We start from the raw sequence: 15,696 nt of genomic DNA on the forward strand, positions 1-15,696 counted from the left end.
AAAGTCGAGAGACATCGTCTCAGCATCATCTTAAATCAACACGATCTTCCGGATACCCGAACTTTTTACTTGACTCTAATCAGCACTTCATAGGCTAGTCTTCATAAAGTAGCGTTTGCTTCGATGTACGCCGCGAGTTCGAGCGCCAGCATATTCGATAGATTGATACACAACATTTATAGGAGAGCCATCATGATGAAACGTTCGCTTTGCACGCTTGGATTGATTGGAGCGTTAGCACTGGCGCCGGCTGCCTTCGTCGCCGACGCCGCTGATCAGGGGTCGATGCCGATGTCAGGTACGAAAGGCATGGGTGGCATGGGTGGCATGGGTGGCATGGGTGGCATGGGTGGCATGGGCGGTATGCAAGGTATGCAAGGTATGCAAGGTATGCAAGGTATGGGCTGCCCGATGATGCGCATGATGGCCGGTGGCATGATGGGCAAGTCTGGCATCAATAGCATCGCCATCCCGCAATTGCCGCCCGGCAATGCAAAGCTACAACTGGAAATGCAGGGCGAGATCATGAAGCGGGTCGGCGAAATTATTCAGCGCTATGCGGCAAAGGTTGCAACGCGTTAGCAGGCCGGTTGCTGTCGATAATCCATTACGACAAGCGCAGTACCGGCACCGGCGGTTGTATTCGCCGGTGCTCGGCATGCCAGCCTTTACGCAACGGTGAACTACTGTGTGAGCGCATCGAGTAGCCACGTCCTACGCTTTATAGCAACTCCCTTCACTCTCATCAGCCTATTTTTCAAGAGACATCTGCCACATCCGTTTGTAAAGGACGTTCAGCCTGCCTATTTTGATCAGCCGACTGATGACTCGGTGCCTGTTGTCAGTACGCCTGCACTCTGTCGATCAGAGCAAACGATTGCCGTCACGTAGCGGTTTGGTAGTTACTCATAAGTCAGTAGATTAGGGAATAACTGGCGTCGACTTCAGTCCAATTGGGTATGAAGATCGATGGCCGGCCGTTGACTCGCGAGACGCTGGAAGCGATGCGCTTCATGGCGCTGGATCGGATGGATGAGGGCGAATCCCCGGCAGCGGCCTCGGCGTCGTTCGGGATGCACCGGACTTGGGCGTACAAGGTACGGCTGAAGGCGCGCGGGCGCGGCCAAGGCAAGCGGGTCCTGCAGTTGCGGCGGCACCCGAGCGGTGCCGGAAGTTGACCGATGCCCAAGGACGGCAAGTGTTCCGGTGGGTCAACGGCAAGAACCCGTGGCAGTATAGTTTCGACTTCGGTTTGTGGACACGCCAGATCGTGGGCGAGTTGATCACGCAACGGCTCGGCGTGATGCTGGGCTTGGCCTCGGTGGGTGCGCTCCTGGCGCGGGTCAGGCTGACACCGCAGAAGCCGCTGCAGCGGGCCTACCAACTAGACCCCGAAGCGATTGCCCGCTGGCAGCAGGGAGACCTACCCCGCCATCGCCCGCCAAGCCAAGCGCGACGGGACTTACATCTACTTCTGATACGCCGCCGCTGGCAACAGGAGCCAGAGCGGTTTGCCCTGCTTAATCACAAGCCAGGGCAGATAACAGCGACGATCTCGGCGACGGCCGTGACGGCGAACAAAAGCACAATACGTAGCAAATTGAGTGTATTGGCGAGCAGCGGCAGGTCGCTTTCAGGCGTAGGCATGGGCGACTCCCCAACTGCGACCGAATACGCGGAAAACCATCCGATGGATTGAACCCAGATGACCCATAGCACGCTCTGCGAGCGGCATTGCCTCAAGCAACCGGCTGCGCTGGATTCAGGCCGAGCAAGCGGCGGCGCAGCGGGCGTAACGCCACGGCCGCGAGCAGGAAGGCGCAGCTCAGATTTGCCCAGTCTGGCAGCAGCTCGGCGCTGGCTTGAATCTGGACCGTGACATCGATATTAAGGGCATGCACTAGGGCATCGGTCAACAGCCCGAATCCGATAGCGCAGGCGCTGATGCCGCCGACGTAGATCAACACGAAGCGCCAACCGAGTGCCTTGCGCAAGGCGCCTACCGTGCCCAGATTGGTTGCCGGCCCTGCCAGCAGGAATACCAGCACTGCGCCGGGCGAGACCCCGGCCAGCAGCATGGCGGTGGCGATCGGCGTGGATTCAGTCGCGCAGACGTAGAAAGGCACACCGACCAACAGCATCAGCAGCATTGCCATCCAGCCACTGCCGTAAGCACCCAGCGCAGCCGGCGGCACCAGTGTCATGGTCAAACCCGCCAACGCAAGGCCGAGCGCCATCCATAGGCTGAACTCATCCAGTAGGTCGGTGACCGCATAGCGAATCCCCGCCATGCTGCGCCACCCGAGCGAACCCGTGTTCGTATTCAAAGCGGGTGCGGTCGATTCGTAGCCGCAGGACGAATCGTTGCAGTCCGCTTGTGCAATCCTCGCCGGCTTGACACTTCAGTACTGCACGCACTCGAACACGTTTGTGATCCGCAGGCGTCGATTCCGACCCGATCTGGGGCAGAACCCGGCACCCGCCTTGCCTCCGGTTCGGCCAGACTGCCCAGCAGGCCAGTCACGATGGCGCTCAGGATGGCGCTGATCGGACGAACGATGGCCATGAACGGCCCCAACAGCGCGAACGAAATGGCCACCGAATCTACGCCTGTCTCCGGGGTGGCGATCAGAAATGACAGGGTCGAGCCTCGCGAAGCCCCGGCACGGCGCAAACCCAGCGCGACCGGTATCACCCCGCAAGAACACAGCGGCAGTGGCGCGCCGATCAGCGCGGCTTTGGTCACCGGCCACAAACCGCGACCGCCCAACCAGCGCCCCAGCCGATCTTGCGGTACCCATGCCTTGATCAGGCCAGCGCAGATCAACCCGACTATCACCCAGGGTGCGGCCTCCAGGTACAGCGTCCAGGTGTTGACGGTCCACTGTGCGAAGGTGTGAATCGTGGCGTCAATCAGGTTCATCATCGGCCCCACACACTTCACGCACTGCCGCATTCAGGGCGGGCAACGGCGACGCATCATTCCAGCGGTAATAGGCCATCTTGCCCGCGCTGCGCATGCGCAGCCAGCCCTGGCCGCGCAGAATACGCAGTTGCTGTGAAGTCGCCGCCACGCTCAGACCAAGCAGGTAGGCCAGATCGCAGACGCACAACTCCGCTTCGCGCAAAGCGCGCAGGATCATCAAACGCTTGGGATTGCCCAGCATCTTGAACAATTCGGCGCTTGACGCCAGCTGTTCCGCCTCGCCCGCCAGAGCAGCCTGAACCCGGGTCACGGTGCGCGGATGAAAGCATTCCAGGGCGCAGACGTCCGCTTCAGTTTCAGTAGGGGTATGGGGTTTCTGTTCCATATTTTCGAATATAATTGAATGAGTATGGGCACGCAAGCATGAACCGGACACGTAAAGCACCGGATGGCATACAGTAGGCAGCGCAGTAGGCAGCGGCTCGCATGGAGGGATCGGGCACTTGGGGCATCCATGATTGCATGATGGATCAAACACGATGAAAGCAATCGGCTCCAAGCACTACCTGCGCTTGGACGCATGGCTCATGCCCCTCGTCTTGTCGCCAGCGGGCTGGCCATAGCTGCACCCCACCCGCGCCGCGCAATTACCTGAGCGACGCGTTTGACCCTTATTTGCGGAGGCACGCGAACAACCCGGTGGATTGGTATCCTTGGGGGCCGGTGGCGCTCGAAAAGGCTCGATTGGGAAAACAAGCCGAGCTTTCTATTCATCGGCTATCCGGTCTGTTACTGGTGCCATGTGGCCGACCGCGAGTTGTTTTCCGATCCAGCTCTATCACCAGCTTGATGAATCGCTGATTCGTGAACATCCTGGTCGACCGACCGTGAGCAGCGTCCGGACATCGATCGCGTCCATCAACTCGCCACTATGGTCATGAACGGAAAGGGCGACTGGTCCTGCAATGTTTTCCTCTCTCCGAAGTTGCAACCGTGTTGCGCCGGCATCTATTTCTCGCCTCATAGCAGCACGTTCGGTCAGTCCGGATTTCTCCGGGTGCCATGCCACATCCATCAACTACGTTCTGATTTACTGATAATCCTGAGGTGTGTCTTAAGGTCAACCAATCATGGACCTCATCCTGTCTCAAGCAGCGGCCATTTGGTGTGACGAATCTCCTGCATGGGGACCCGGTATTCAGTCTGGAAGTGGTCCACCTGGAGTGTCACATGGTCGATATCAAAATGCTCAGGGTCGACGCACCGCATGGCACTCTCCGAGGCAAGGCTTGTCGCCGGATACGAGGACGTGCGCGGATAGGGCAGTAAAGCCAGACGTTACCTCCCAGACATGCAGGCCATGCACCTCGAAGACGCCCGGATCTGCAGCCAGTGTGTGACCGATTACATCCGGGTCCATACCCTTGGGGGCGGCTTCGAGAAAGACGCGCCCCGATTCTCTGAGCAAACTTACCCCCGCGCAGCATCAAGGCCGCCACCACTAAGGCAGCGAGAGCACCGAAACGGTAGAAATGCGTCCAGTAGATCAGTGCGCCGGCAATCGCGGTGACATGAAGGCATACAGTAGGTCCGCGAGCAGGTGTTTGTCATGCACGTTGGCGGCGGTGACCGCCGCGCTGTGCACCACGCCGGTACGATTGTCCACACCGATGTGTAGCTTCATACCGAAATACCACTGTTGGCCCTTGCGGGTCTGATGCATGTCGGGATCACGTGTCTTGTGGGCATTCTTGGTCGAGCTCGGCGCACCGATGATCGTGGCGTCGACGATCGTTCCAGTACCGACCTTCAGGCCCCGATCCTGCAGGGTCTGATTGACCTGTGCGAACAACGTCGCACCCAGGTCGTGCTGCTCCAACAGGCGACGAAACTTCAGCAGGGTCGTTCCGTCCGGGACCCGCTCGCGGCCCAGATCAATGCCCACGAATCGCCGCAGCGACGTGCTGTCCAGCAGCGCTCCTTCACACGCCTCGTCAGCCAGGTTGAACCCGTGCTGCACGAAGTACATCCGCAGCATCCGTTCCAGCCCCACCGGTGGACGACCCTTCCCTGCCTTCGGGTAGTGGGGCTCGATCACCGCACACGACGCGGACCACGGCACGAGTTCCTCCATCGTCGATAGAAACACATCACGAGAAACACATCACGACGCGTCGCCCGCCGATAGACCTCGAATCCTTCGCCTGAGTCCGCTGCCATCGCCAGTGTCTGCTGTTTCATCGTTACGATCCCAATTGGTTGTCAGAGCAATTCAATTTTCGCAGAGGGAAGAGACTTTTTCAGCGTTGCCCTAGATCAATCCGTGCGAAAATGCTCCGCTGGCTGCTACGTGCACCAGGCCGCCAATCTTACAAAAGACTCTAGTGTCTGATCGCGAGCACGATAACGATAACGATAACGATCATCCTCGTTAGACTACGAGGCTGTCGATGATGGATTCGTCAGCCACATCGAATTATTCGGCCACAATTTCTCCATACCACATATTTTCCGAACAGTGATAAACGTATTTTCCCGGCTTGGGAGCGTGTATCAAGATTCTTTTCGTATCTCCGACCGGCACACGGACGGAGACCGTTTCCCCCTGCGGACCTAGATGCGGGAACACGGTTACGAGACCACAGCCGCCGATGTTGTCGGTGAGTTCGAGTGCGACGGTCTTACCTGCAGGAATGTGGAGAACCGAAGGTGAGTAGGGATAAGATGACCAGGCTTTTCCTTCTATCAGCTTAAAAACCGGCGTCGCATCAGACGGGGCGGATGCTGCCGCTATAGTTGGCAAAAACAATACCGCAAGTAGTGATGTGACTGCTGGCGCGAGACGGATGAGTACTGAGTTATGCATGATTTCTTCCCCCTTCCTTAAATCCCCGATATAACCCCGAAATTCAACAAAAAATAGTAAAATAAGTATCCACTGGTCAATAGAAACAGAACGCCGGTAGCCGGCTGCAAATAGAGACCGATATGTCGTCGCACGGCCAACACGGCGGGCTGACCCAGTGCAAGCATAAGGAGCATCAGTCCTGCCATGGCAGTTCCATAGAGCAGCACGGCCAAGGCAGCAAGCCAATAAACACCTGCGGCTAGCGGTAGCATGATGACCCCCAAAAAAACAGGCAAGGTGCACGTATGCGCGGCCGCTCCGTAGGCCACACCAAAACCCAGAAGATCACGTCGCCGTCCCTGCGCAGCACCCGCCAGCAGCCGATCATAATAGCGCCGTCCCGGTAAAAAACGCGCTGCACCACTCAATGCGGCGGCCCCCCCGATCAACAGCGCAAAGCCCAAGATTGCGAAAAGCATGCCGACTACAGGAATCAAGTAGATCAGGAACCGATAGATTGCGGGGCCAATCACGCCGACCAGCACGGCGGCGACGCTGTAAAAACCGATGATACCTAATGCGATTAGTAATGACGCCTTGAACAGGCTGCGGTCATGTTGTTTCATGTCAACAGACATTGAAGCCCTATTGCCCACGAAATACATAAGGAAGGATGGTGTAATCACGAGACTACAAGGCGAAAAAAATGAGGCGGCACCACCAAGAACCCCAATGGCCAGGATCAGCGGAGCGGGCACGACCGGTGTTCCCTGGGCTTTAAACAATAGCCAACCAACCGTGTGATAAACCCATTCCCCCGCAAAGAACAGAAGGGTCAGTGCAATCAATGTGATGCCGATACGCACCGCATCGTTATCAAGACGAAAGCGGATTGTTTTCATCTTGGAGTACTCATGGCATCTTGCGATAGTGCAGCAGATTTCGTGCCGACACTGCCGACGGCTGAAAAAAATATGGCGGGTTTGCCCCATAAGGAGTGTACGAAAATCGCGGTAACACTCACTGCCATTGCCGTCATGGCCCACACGGGGTTCACGAGCCCTGTCGCCGCCGCAGGTATGCCAAGGCCATTGAATGCGAATGCCAGCAAAACGTTACGGACCATACGCGCATAACTCCGACGACTGATCTGCCAGGCGATCAGAATTGATGAGAGCCGGTTGTTGAGAACGACGATATCGGCCGATTCGATCGCGATATCCGTGCCGGACCCCATGGCAACTCCCGTGTCGGCTTGCATCAGCGCAGGCGCATCATTGATGCCGTCGCCTACCATGGCGACGTGGGCACCGGACGCCTGAAATTGCCGGATGCGCTCGGCCTTCTCCTGAGGCAGGACACGCCCATAGACTTCTTCTATGCCCAATTGCTTAGCAACCGCTTCCGCTGTATGCGGGTGATCCCCCGTCAACATCACAGCGCGGATGCCATTGCGATTCAGTACCTGTATCGTCTCGCGGGCATCTTCGCGCAAGGCATCACCCAATAGTATCCAGCCTTGGAAAAGACCCGCAGCCGCTACGCCAACGGCCGTATGCCCCATCGCTTGCGCGCTCTTGATGGCTTTATCATCAGGAATGGCGATCTGCTGCGTTCGCAGCCATTCGGCATTACCAATCTGGACCTGAGTATCACCGAGCTTGGCTGTTATGCCCAAGCCAGCTATCGCCTGGAAATCCGATACCTCGCCCAAATCGACCCCGCGCTCCAGTGCCTCATTCACGATCGCGTGCCCAAGCGGATGCTCCGAGCCCATCTCGACCGATGCCGCCAGGCTCAGTATATGCATCTCGTCCACTCCTGAGGCTGGCATGAGCTTGGCTACCTGCGGACGCCCGACGGTAAGCGTGCCGGTCTTGTCGAACACTACGAGCGTTGTCTGGCGGAACGCTTGGAAAGACTCGCCCGTACGCATCAGCACGCCAGCCTCTGCTGCATCGGCAGCCCCGCGTACGATCGACAAAGGTGCCGAAATCCCGACCGCACAGGGATAACCCATGACCAGTACGGAAAGCGCGGCGAAGACCGCTCGCTCCACATCCGGTGTGCCACTCATCAGCCAGGTTGCCAGCAGCCACCCTAGTAGGGCCAGCAAGGCAAGGGTCAGAACAAGCGGCGTGTAAATGCGTAGGGTACGGTCCACCAGATGCAGCAGACCTGGCTTTAGTGCGCGCGATTCCTCGACGCTGCGGACTACTTGAGCCAGAAAACTGTCGTCACCCACTGCGTACACTTCGACGAGCAGCATGCCTGACCCGTTGATGGCACCGCCGACGACACTTGCCCCGGCCGTTTTCTCAACAGGAAGAGGCTCGCCGGTCAACAGCGATTCATCCACCGAAGAATGCCCCTCCAGCACCCGGCCATCGGCGCCGATCCTTTCACCGGGGCGCACACGAATTTGATCACCGATCGCAAGCGTCTCCACCGGCACGGTTTCTTCGTGTCCATTTTTCCCCACTCGCCTCGCCGTACGCGGCGTCAAATCGAGCAGTTTTCGCACCGTTTGGGAGCTGCGCGTCTTCACGATCAATGAAAGCCACTCGGAGAAGCGATGATAGGTCAGCACCATCACCGAGACCCCGAAAAAAGCCGCCGTAGGGTAATGGGGCAGCCGTAGAACAAAACCGAGGGCCCCGCCGATCATGCCCGCTACAGCGCCGATTTCGACCAATACATGCTGATTGAGAATGCCTCGCCGCAGGGACTGCCAGGCAATCTTCAAAAAATTGCCGCCAGGGCCTAAAAACACGCCTAGCGCCAAGGCCGCAGTCAACGGTGCCGCCCAGGTCTGTAATAGGCCATCCAACTTCAATGCGTAGATGAGCAAGCCGAGAAGCGCTAGTGCGGCCGTCCCGGAGAGCGCGCGCATCCATCCGCGCGGCTTGAGCAGCGTCCAGGAGAAGAGAAGCAGGGTGGCATAGACGACCCCGGAAAGGACGAGTTGCCAGCCCTGTGACGGCGCTATCAAAGCCACGGCGATCAGGCTGGCGGAAAGCGTCAGCAGGAATCGGGCACCTTCATTGGCGAGACGGCGTTCCTGCACTTCGAACGGCTCGACCCGCCTCGGATCCTGTAGTTCGTAGCCGATATCGCTAAGCGTTCCCATCAAGACAGCCGGATCCGTCAGTACCGGATCGTATTCGACCAAGGCCTGTTCGTGAGTCAGGCTCACGGCGACTTTCTTTACACCTGGCAGTTTGCCAAGTGATTGCTCGATCGTTCCCGTGCAAAGCGAACAGTGCAGACCGCCGATATGGGCGCTGACGCGACGTAGTGGCGGTGTTTGCGTGGGCTCGTCTCGCCAAGGGTGCCAGTCTGATGAAGGATCAAGTGCGATGTTCGTCATGACGCCGCCCCTCCAATGTCGTCTTTGCCGTAAATCCAGCGTCGGTCACCAATGCCACCAGCTTCTCCGGCGATGTCGCATCGGGATCGATGATCAATCGAGCTTGACCATCCTGATAGGAAACCTTAACCGCGCTGACGCCGGAAACCCTCTTTAACATCTGTTCAAGCCTCAGCGCACAGCCATTACAGTGCATGCTACCGATTTGTAGTTCGAACGACTGCATGTCGAATACCTCTTTATCCGAGTCTCTTGGCGACTTATAACTCTTGGAGTTAACTCCAAGTCAAGGCTTTGTGGCATGATGTTTCGCGGCCTGACAGACTCATCTGGCAAACGCGCTAGATCTCGCACTGGTGAAGACATCACCTGTTATCTCACGTCATTGGCGATTCTAGAGGTGAAGCTGAGTCGCCCTCGGTTTGCCGAAGGAGGTATGGATGAAAATCGGAGAGGCCTCGAGGCGCTCGGGATTCAGTGCCGAGACACTTCGTTACTACGACAAAATCGGGTTGTTGGATGCTGTTGGGCGCGATGCCGCAGGGCGACGTGACTACGATGGTCACGATATCGAACAGCTTATGTTTATCCGCCGAGCCAAAAGCGCCGGCTTTAGCCTAGATGACATCCGTGTTCTGTTGCGGTTGCGCTCAGCACCCAACGAAGCGCGTCGACAGGTCCTGGGGTTGACTCAGGCAAAGCTTGCAGAGATAGAGCACAAGATATCCAGTCTGTCCGCATTCAAAGAAGAACTCACACGCCTTAGCCATTTGTGTTGCTCAGATGGAGGCGACTCGTGCCCTATTTTAAGTCAACTTTCTGATACAGAGCACTCACACGCCTGATCATACTCTGGGTGAATTGTTATAAATCGTGTAGCTGAAATCCGCTCAATCAAGCATCAAACCCTATTGATGCCGGGTGTGGCAGTGTTGACACACATACACACAATATTCCGGTTTAGGCGCCAAGATGCGCCATCTCAACTCCATCTCAAATCAACACGATCTTCCGGATACCCTTTTAAATCCGCATTGAGCCGCTCCTCCGGGTTCAGTTCAGGACTGTAGCTGGGCAGGTAAAACAACTCGATCTTGTCTGTGCGATCAGCAACCCAGGCCTTAACCACCTCGCTGTGGTGTACCCGCAGATTGTCGAGAATCAAAAACACTTTGCGTCCCGCGTCTTTGATCAAAGCACCCAAAAATTCGATGAGCCTGTCCGCATTGAACGCCTCATCAATAATCATCCAGCGCGTCTTGCCCTGGTTGGTCACGGTGGCGATCATCGACAGTTTCTGGCGCGTGCCGCCCACCGCAAAAGTCACCGGTGTTTTTCCAGCCGGTGCGTAGCTGCGACCACGTACATCGGTGTTCACCACCGCCGTCTCGTCGCCCCAATGAATCTCGGCACCCTCAGTCTTGGCGCGTTTCTCGATGGCGGGGTATTCCTCTTCCAGCCAGTTCTGAACTGCCTCCGGACGTTGCTCGTAAGCCTTCTTGATCGGCTTTTGCGGGGTGAATCCCCAGCGCTTGAGGTAATTGCCAACACCCCGTACGGATAGCTTGATGCCGCATTCGCGCTCGACCAGTTGCATGACCGCAGCCCGGCTCCACAAGGCGAACACCATCTTTAACTGTTCCGGGCGCTTCTCGCAGATCAGGCGCTGCAGGTGTGTTTCCTGTTCTGCCGTGAGCGTGCGGGATTCTCCTTCGCGACGCCCTCGTCGTGCAGGAGCCAGTGCGCTGATGCCTTTGTCTTCGCTCGCGCGGTAGCGCTTGACGATGTTGCAGACCGCAACGTAGCTCAAACCAATCTCTTCGCTGATCTGAACTCGATTGCGCCCGCGTTTCCATGCCCGGATAACCTGCTTGCGCAGTTCGTATTGCGCCGCCGGATCCAGTTTTCTTGCGTCTTGTTTGTCCATGCAAAATTCGACATGACAATTACTTGATAGTTCGTATTATTTGCGTGCCGAATCTATAGGGGTTAGGCCAAGAACGGTATGTCGAATGAATATAGAATAGCTGTGGGTAGTAAAGATGGCATTCGTTCTACAGTGTGGAAAATGCGAATCCAAAAAAGCGATAGCCAGACAGTCAAATGAGGTGGCCTGGCAGACCGCTCTTGGCCGAAAGCGCCAGTTGAGCCCAGACTCCAAAAGCAACCACTCGCATCATACCGCCGTACTGTTCAATCTTCTGCTTGGCCGTCAGCTGGTACGACTACCAAGGCGGCGGCATAATCTCATCAGGCTGTCGGATGTCGGTCCCTCCAGGCCGATGATCGTACCGACCGATCCCACCCACTACCGGGCATCCGCCTACCGGGTCCATGTCCAGACGGATCATGCACATCGATCTCGACGCCTTTTTCGCGGCGGTCGAGCAACGCGATCATCCGGAGTGGCGGGGCCGTCCCCTGGTGGTCGGCGCAGCACCCGGCCAGCGCGGCGTGGTGGCGACCTGTTCCTACGAGGCCCGGCGTTATGGCGTCCACTCGGCCATGCCGATTTCGGAGGCCGCACGCCGGTTGCCGGCCGACACGGTCTTCGTGCGTCCGCGCATGACGCATTATGCCGCCGTCTCGCAGCGCATCATGGCGGCACTCAACACGATTTCGCCCGTGGTTGAACCGGTCTCGATCGACGAGGCCTACCTGGACGTGTCCGGTCTCGAACGCCTGGTAGGTCCACCTGAGATGATCGGTCAACGCGCCAAGCAGGTAATCGCCGATGCCGTGGGCCTGACCGCCTCGGTGGGTATCGGCCCGAACCGTCTGATCGCGAAGCTGGCCTCGGAGTACCGCAAGCCTGACGGGCTGATGGTGGTGCCCCCGGCACGGGTACAGACCTTTCTCGATCCGATGCCGCTGACCGCGCTCCGCGGCATCGGCGGCAAGGCCGCCTCGGTGCTGCATGACCTCGGACTCCGCACCGTCAAAGACGTGCGCCTGGCCGATGCCACGCAGCTGATTCAGCATCTCGGTGCGCGCGCCGCCCGGCGCTTCCAGGATCAGGCTTGTGGCACCGCCTCCGATGCCCTGCACACCGACACAGTGCGCAAGTCCATCTCCAAGGAGACCACCTTCGCGGAGGACATCACCGATCCGGTGATCCTGCGCGACACTCTGCTGTGGGCGGCACAGGAGATCGGTCATACCGCCCGTCAGGCGGGCCTGAAGGGCTCCACGGTGACCCTCAAGCTGCGCTTTCGGGGATTCAAGACCCATACCCGGCAACGCACACTCCCCGTGCCCACGGCCGACGACGACGTGCTCTACCGTCATGCCTGGGCGCTTTACCAGGCAGGGGACTGGGCGGCACGTCCAGTCCGGCTGATCGGCCTCGGCCTCGCCGGCTGGGATGCCACAGTGCCCGCCCAGACCGATCTGTTCGCCGAGGCTGAGCCTGCGCCCGCAACAGGTCGAGAGCCGCTCTACGCGACGCTCGACCGCATCAGCGATCGGTTCGGTCGTGGCGCCGTGCATTGGGGGGTGCGACGTAAACCGTAGCGACGTGGAGGCGAGGGTATAAACCCTGACGGCTGGCTGATTCACGCGAAACGCAGATTCAATCGGGTGCGCTGGTCGCGACGACGTCGTTGGCGCACTCGCTTCTGAATTCAGCCGCCTCCTCTGGTGAGGCGCACGCATGCGCAGCCAAGTCGCGGATAGAGCCGTATTTTCGGACAGTCATGTACACGCTTTTGGTTCGGTGCCGGCGATAGGAGTCATACCCGGCGTGGCGGTTGCTTTCTGGTTCTCGCTGCAGAGGGCGACCCTGATGCCGGGGTACCTGCTTGACGACAGCGGGTAAGCATTTATCGTGTCCTCGTACAGGGTTTATACTCATCACCAAGCACAGGAGGTCATCATGTCCACACCCATCCTCGTAGGTCTTATCGTGATCGGCGGCACCTACTCAATGTTGGGCTTCATTTTTTTCATGAAGCACCTTGAGAATAAAGAACGCCAGCGCGAGCGCGAGCATCCCTCGCACTAGATCGCGCACGCCTCCAGCCTCCCGCAGAACCGTGCGTGACGTTCGCGCGTCATACGGCTCGCCGTTACCAACTACTTGAGCTTGCACGTCAAGGCCACGCGCTCGGCCAGTGCGCGGTCTAGTACGTAGAGGGTCCCCTCCGGCAGCCAGGGGTCGGTCCGCCACTCGGCAGCGCCACCGTTGGCGAGCTTGAGCCTCGCGCCAAAGTGATTGACTGGCTTGTGGTCGCGGATCGCGCGCTCGCGGTCAACGATCAAGCACACGGTCGGCGACTGGACTCGCCCTGCGGAGAGGCGACGCCGACCGCCGAGGAGACCACGCTCGACAGCGTGTAGCCAACGAGACGATCGAGGGCACGCCGGCCTTCTTGCGCGCGCACCAAGTGCATGTCGATCTGCGCAGCCGCGTGATGGCGGCGCGGACAGCACTCCTCGTGACTTCGTGGTAGGTGACGCGCGGGCACCGAGACTCGGAGAGCTTGAGAGTTTCCTTGAGGTGCCACGCAATGGCCTTGCCCTCGCAACCCGGATCGGTCGCCAAGATGACGTTGTCCGCGCACTGGATGATTTTGCGCAGCCGAGAGAGCACGTCCTTGCCGCGCTCGGTGACCTCATCCTCAAAAGCGAAGACGAGTGGTGCAACGCCCATGCTGTTGCACGGCAGATCGCGCACGTGCTCGACACTCGCGGTGACGAGGTCGTGGTGGCCGTGGCTTGCGCTTTGCCGGGGACTCGACGATGACGACGGTCTTGCTTGCTCATGCAGGCTTCTTAGTGAATCGCTTCGCCGGCTCGCGCCCCACGCGACAATGAACTGATCTCTATGCCGTGGCGCAAGAAGGCGCAGAGCACAGCGTTCGGGTGTCGTGCCCTGCGGCGCTTGAGTTCAAGGACCAGTGGGTTGATGTGCTGTTCGTCACGTTTCTCTTGAGGAGCGCCCGCGTTGCTTGTCGCTCTCGGCAACGAGAACAACGGAGGGGTGGCGCTGTGGCGACGACGCGTAATGGCGTGGCAAATAAATTCCTTTGGCACCAACGTCGGATATGCGAGGACCCCCGGTGCGCAACCAACATCGGGACGAGACGCCGAGACCAACTCCGCGCCGGTGGAAAACATCTAAAAACGCGCCGCAACGAAACGCGCTACCGACTGATTCATATTTAAGTTCGGCAGGAATGGGTGATCGTTCGAAAATCGCGCCTTCGACCAAGGTCTGAGTGGGGCTGAATTTAGGCGACAACACGGTCGCTAGAGGACACAAAGCTTCGCGATCCGGGCGAGAATCGGTGTGAGAATCGGCGTGAGATTGCGCCCGGATGAGAGGGTGGGCACAGCACACCAGGCGGTCGGCTCAGGCCTCCGCGAGGGGCGGGAAGCGACGAGCCTGCGCGTCGATATCGGGCCGGAGGTGAGGCGAAAAGGTGTGAAGAGACCACAGCCCGCGGCTTCGACTTTGACCTGGCGGTGGGCTGGGCTATTGCGCCGTCACGAGGCTTCGGCAGCGGCCAGCGGTGATGGCTGAGCGCTCAGCCAACGCAAGGATCGGGGTTCTCCCAACGGCACAAAGCGGCGTGGCCGGGCCGGGATTGGCGGTGTTGGCGTGCGGTGGTGCCGGGTATCACGGGCGCCGAAGTCCGAGTCAAAAGCGCCTCCCTGCCCGTTCGCTTTTCGCTCACGGGAAGGGATGCCTGGGCTACGAGGTGGCGCGGTGCCGTTCCATTATCCAGCCGTTTTTCGCCCGCGCCCCGCACTGGCATCGCGTATTGGGGCGCGCTTTCTTGAAAAAAATCGCGGTGTATTCGCGGTGGGTTGGCAGCCAAAGACTGACTTTGTCGACTCGAAAAATTAACGAGCCTCTGTGTGCTTTGCCTTCGCGAGGCGCTGAGGTCGGCGTTATTCGCGCTGCTGCATTCCACCCGCAGCGCCAAAGCGCAGCCCCACCGCCACGCCCGGCATCCACACAAGGCGCGAGCCTGATAGTAAGCGCCAACTCGCCGCAAGGCGGGTGGGCCAAGGCTTCGCGCGAAGGGCTTAGCGCCAGCACAAGGCGTCGCGGTGTTGCTGAGATTGGTCGAGTCAAGCGCTAGCCTTCTTCGGACTGATCGGCGGCTCGGATCAGGGCCCGACGCATGATGCCGATCCCTTTTGCCAGCTCGCTACGGACCTTGAAAAGACGCTGAGCTTCCTCGACAAGCCTTCTGGTTTCTGCGGCACCTGCCGCAAAATCCCCGGTCGAGTGAAGCCTGCGAAGGGGTGCCTGAATAGGGTGGGCCCGAAAGAGATTGGCCTTCACGGTGCGGTGCGCCCACCAGATCGACCACTTCAGATGTGGGCAGGTCAGGCATCCCCGCCCACAGGCATAAAGCCCAAGCGTGACGCTGCCAACCTTGACCGGCTGCGTCTCGCGCAAGCGCAAGCGGACCTCCTCAAGACGCTGGTTAATCTGGTTGATAACGTTCGCCGAGAACAGTGCGATCTCATGCGCGCTGGCGCGCGGTGGCGGGGCCTGGAATATTATTTTTGACATGGCATTATCCTCTGTTCATGGGC

General features: G+C 58.9%; 17 protein-coding genes and 4 pseudogenes. 8 read left to right on the forward strand and 13 right to left on the reverse strand.

Going from position 1 to position 15,696, the window contains the following annotated elements; genetic code table 11:
* The first annotated feature begins 192 nt into the window (after window positions 1-192).
* The 3 genes from BI364_RS18030 to BI364_RS13590 all read left to right on the forward strand — a co-directional run bounded on the left by BI364_RS18030 (window position 193) and on the right by BI364_RS13590 (window position 1,699).
* Window positions 193-582, forward strand: coding sequence for a hypothetical protein (locus BI364_RS18030; RefSeq protein WP_070079207.1), 390 nt, complete (start codon window positions 193-195; stop codon window positions 580-582).
* A 377-nt stretch (window positions 583-959) separates the two neighbouring features.
* Window positions 960-1,178 carry a hypothetical protein gene (locus BI364_RS18415; protein ID WP_070079208.1) on the forward strand — a complete coding sequence of 73 codons (219 nt, stop codon included), beginning with the start codon at window positions 960-962 and terminating at the stop codon, window positions 1,176-1,178.
* Window positions 1,175-1,699, forward strand: coding sequence for a helix-turn-helix domain-containing protein (locus BI364_RS13590; protein WP_197495723.1), 525 nt, complete (start codon window positions 1,175-1,177; stop codon window positions 1,697-1,699). Before BI364_RS18415 ends, BI364_RS13590 begins: the two co-directional genes overlap by 4 nt.
* Window positions 1,700-1,739: 40 nt before the next feature.
* Here BI364_RS13590 and BI364_RS17590 read toward each other — a convergent pair whose 3' ends face one another.
* From BI364_RS17590 to BI364_RS13600, 3 genes are read right to left on the reverse strand one after another with little or no spacing between them, the layout of a single operon-like run.
* Window positions 1,740-2,291, reverse strand: coding sequence for a permease (locus tag BI364_RS17590; RefSeq protein WP_156782763.1), 552 nt, complete (start codon window positions 2,289-2,291; stop codon window positions 1,740-1,742).
* Between the two features lie 32 nt (window positions 2,292-2,323).
* Window positions 2,324-2,923 (reverse strand): permease, encoded by a 600-nt coding sequence (locus tag BI364_RS17595; RefSeq protein ID WP_083251411.1) that lies wholly within the window; start codon window positions 2,921-2,923, stop codon window positions 2,324-2,326.
* Window positions 2,910-3,311 (reverse strand): ArsR/SmtB family transcription factor, encoded by a 402-nt coding sequence (locus BI364_RS13600; protein WP_070079210.1) that lies wholly within the window; start codon window positions 3,309-3,311, stop codon window positions 2,910-2,912. Before BI364_RS13600 ends, BI364_RS17595 begins: the two co-directional genes overlap by 14 nt.
* A 266-nt stretch (window positions 3,312-3,577) precedes the next feature.
* Between BI364_RS13600 and BI364_RS19240 the strand changes: the two are divergent.
* Together BI364_RS19240 and BI364_RS19245 are read left to right on the forward strand one after the other, a co-directional pair.
* Window positions 3,578-3,658 (forward strand): annotated as a pseudogene (locus BI364_RS19240) (DUF255 domain-containing protein); the annotation flags it as partial.
* Window positions 3,636-4,097: pseudogene (locus tag BI364_RS19245) on the forward strand (DUF255 domain-containing protein). The pseudogenes BI364_RS19240 and BI364_RS19245, both read left to right, overlap by 23 nt.
* A 78-nt stretch (window positions 4,098-4,175) precedes the next feature.
* Here the strand turns inward: BI364_RS19245 and BI364_RS18040 are convergent.
* From BI364_RS18040 to BI364_RS13620, 6 genes and pseudogenes are all read right to left on the reverse strand, one after another.
* Window positions 4,176-4,394, reverse strand: coding sequence for a cation transporter dimerization domain-containing protein (locus BI364_RS18040; protein ID WP_156782764.1), 219 nt, complete (start codon window positions 4,392-4,394; stop codon window positions 4,176-4,178).
* 111 nt (window positions 4,395-4,505) lie between these two features.
* Window positions 4,506-5,167: pseudogene (locus tag BI364_RS13605) on the reverse strand (IS5 family transposase); the annotation flags it as partial.
* A 235-nt stretch (window positions 5,168-5,402) separates the two neighbouring features.
* Window positions 5,403-5,792, reverse strand: a complete 390-nt coding sequence (locus BI364_RS18045) for a cupredoxin domain-containing protein (RefSeq protein WP_156782765.1) — start codon at window positions 5,790-5,792, stop codon at window positions 5,403-5,405.
* Window positions 5,793-5,809: 17 nt separating this feature from the next.
* Window positions 5,810-6,676 carry a cytochrome c biogenesis CcdA family protein gene (locus tag BI364_RS13610; RefSeq protein ID WP_070079211.1) on the reverse strand — a complete coding sequence of 289 codons (867 nt, stop codon included), beginning with the start codon at window positions 6,674-6,676 and terminating at the stop codon, window positions 5,810-5,812.
* Window positions 6,673-9,144 carry a heavy metal translocating P-type ATPase gene (locus BI364_RS13615; protein ID WP_070079212.1) on the reverse strand — a complete coding sequence of 824 codons (2,472 nt, stop codon included), beginning with the start codon at window positions 9,142-9,144 and terminating at the stop codon, window positions 6,673-6,675. The genes BI364_RS13610 and BI364_RS13615 overlap by 4 nt, the downstream gene beginning before the upstream one ends.
* Window positions 9,125-9,370: a heavy-metal-associated domain-containing protein gene (locus BI364_RS13620; protein WP_070079213.1), complete on the reverse strand. Its 246-nt coding sequence runs from the start codon at window positions 9,368-9,370 to the stop codon at window positions 9,125-9,127. The genes BI364_RS13615 and BI364_RS13620 overlap by 20 nt, the downstream gene beginning before the upstream one ends.
* Before the next feature lie 214 nt (window positions 9,371-9,584).
* On the opposite strand from BI364_RS13620, the gene BI364_RS13625 reads away from it, so the two are divergent.
* Window positions 9,585-9,989: a heavy metal-responsive transcriptional regulator gene (locus BI364_RS13625; protein WP_070080080.1), complete on the forward strand. Its 405-nt coding sequence runs from the start codon at window positions 9,585-9,587 to the stop codon at window positions 9,987-9,989.
* Window positions 9,990-10,135: 146 nt separating this feature from the next.
* Here the strand turns inward: BI364_RS13625 and BI364_RS13630 are convergent.
* Window positions 10,136-11,071, reverse strand: a pseudogene (locus BI364_RS13630) (IS630 family transposase); the annotation flags it as partial.
* Window positions 11,072-11,478: 407 nt separating this feature from the next.
* Between BI364_RS13630 and dinB the strand changes: the two are divergent.
* Window positions 11,479-12,657 carry a DNA polymerase IV gene (gene dinB / locus BI364_RS13635; protein ID WP_070079214.1) on the forward strand — a complete coding sequence of 393 codons (1,179 nt, stop codon included), beginning with the start codon at window positions 11,479-11,481 and terminating at the stop codon, window positions 12,655-12,657.
* A 361-nt stretch (window positions 12,658-13,018) separates the two neighbouring features.
* Entirely contained in the window at window positions 13,019-13,147 is a 129-nt protein-coding gene (locus BI364_RS18955; RefSeq protein ID WP_267887960.1) for a hypothetical protein, read from the forward strand.
* 71 nt (window positions 13,148-13,218) lie between these two features.
* On the opposite strand, the gene BI364_RS18775 is transcribed toward BI364_RS18955, so the two are convergent.
* The 3 genes from BI364_RS18775 to BI364_RS13650 all read right to left on the reverse strand — a co-directional run bounded on the left by BI364_RS18775 (window position 13,219) and on the right by BI364_RS13650 (window position 15,673).
* Window positions 13,219-13,404, reverse strand: coding sequence for a hypothetical protein (locus BI364_RS18775; RefSeq protein WP_083251416.1), 186 nt, complete (start codon window positions 13,402-13,404; stop codon window positions 13,219-13,221).
* Window positions 13,394-13,993, reverse strand: a complete 600-nt coding sequence (locus BI364_RS18780; protein ID WP_083251417.1) for a toprim domain-containing protein — start codon at window positions 13,991-13,993, stop codon at window positions 13,394-13,396. The genes BI364_RS18775 and BI364_RS18780 overlap by 11 nt, the downstream gene beginning before the upstream one ends.
* Before the next feature lie 1,236 nt (window positions 13,994-15,229).
* Window positions 15,230-15,673: a hypothetical protein gene (locus tag BI364_RS13650; RefSeq protein ID WP_070079217.1), complete on the reverse strand. Its 444-nt coding sequence runs from the start codon at window positions 15,671-15,673 to the stop codon at window positions 15,230-15,232.
* Window positions 15,674-15,696: the final 23 nt, after the last annotated feature.

The sequence above is a fragment of the Acidihalobacter yilgarnensis genome (assembly GCF_001753245.1).
GTDB lineage: Bacteria > Pseudomonadota > Gammaproteobacteria > DSM-5130 > Acidihalobacteraceae > Acidihalobacter > Acidihalobacter yilgarnensis.